This window comes from Ruminococcus sp. AF17-22AC, assembly GCF_003460065.1.
GTDB lineage: Bacteria > Bacillota > Clostridia > Lachnospirales > Lachnospiraceae > Blautia_A.
The window spans coordinates 9,579-9,923 of record NZ_QRXT01000020.1 but is presented as its reverse complement, the minus strand read 5'-3'; the positions used below and the strand labels follow the sequence as shown (position 1 = coordinate 9,923).

Genomic DNA, 345 nt, shown 5'->3' with positions numbered 1-345 from the left:
TTGCAATGAAAAGATCATTTACCGTAAACAAGCAGTAGATGGTCTTTTTTATATCTTTTGTGAACGAGTAGAGATTTATAGCCGGAAATCTATGTTTTATCATAATCTGTGAAATAAGATGGGTTAATTCTTCGATTTACATATTTTTTAAGGTGTTCCGGCATGGTATTATGGTACTTATAAAGAACCAATTATATCTGTTGGAGAGAGTGGTGAAAAGTTATGAAGTTATTGTTTAAACAAAGGTTGTTTTCATGGTTTGACAGCTATGATATCTATGATGAAGCAGGCAACACTGTTTATGTAGTAAAAGGTCAGCTGTCCTGGGGACATAAACTTGTAATT

Annotated in this window: 1 protein-coding gene; it reads left to right on the top strand. The window is 32.8% G+C overall.

Going from position 1 to position 345, the window contains the following annotated elements; translation table 11 throughout:
* Nucleotides 1-222: 222 nt before the first annotated feature.
* Nucleotides 223-345 (top strand): LURP-one-related family protein (locus tag DWW86_RS17705; RefSeq protein ID WP_502696659.1); only part of this gene is annotated, 123 nt, incomplete at its 3' end.